Genomic DNA, 584 nt, shown 5'->3' with positions numbered 1-584 from the left:
GTCGTTACCGCTTTATCAGTCTCATCCACACTGACTGTTGCGGTACTGACTGTCGCTGCATCGTTAGTGCCGTTAATCGTCACTTTGATGGTTGACGGTGTGCCATCAACCGACGATACCGTAAAGGTCTCTTCGACTTTATCGCCGACGTTTAATTGGTTAAACGCGCTGTTGGCGGTGAACGCCCAATGGCCATTAGCATCAATAGTCAGGTCACCATTGGTGCCAGTAATCGAATCCGGTGTAAACGCATTATCTTGATTATCCACGTCGGTACTGGTCAATGTTCCTGAAGTCGTTACTGCTTTGTCGGTTTCATCGATGGCAACGGTCGTGCTACTGACAGTAGCGGCGTCGTTAGTGCCGTTAATCGTCACTTTGACCGTTGACGTTGTGCCATCAATAGACGATACCGTAAAGGTCTCTTCGACTTTATCGCCGACGTTCAATTGATTAAACGCACTGTTGGCGGTGAACACCCAATGCCCATTAGCATCAATAGTTAGGTCGCCATTAGCTCCAACAATGGAGTCTGGCGTAAATGTGTTATCAGGATTATCAACATCGGTACTGGTTAACGTGCC

1 protein-coding gene is annotated in these 584 nt (G+C 47.9%); it reads right to left on the bottom strand.

The window, feature by feature from the left end; all coding sequences use genetic code 11:
* Positions 1–584: VCBS domain-containing protein (locus AB4384_RS13020; RefSeq protein WP_372129645.1), on the bottom strand; the 584-nt coding region annotated here is incomplete at both ends.

The organism is Vibrio sp. 10N.261.51.A4 (assembly GCF_041471945.1).
Taxonomy (GTDB): domain Bacteria; phylum Pseudomonadota; class Gammaproteobacteria; order Enterobacterales; family Vibrionaceae; genus Vibrio; species Vibrio crassostreae_C.
The sequence above is the reverse complement of the archived record's forward strand: the minus strand, read 5'-3'. Positions and strand labels throughout refer to the sequence as shown.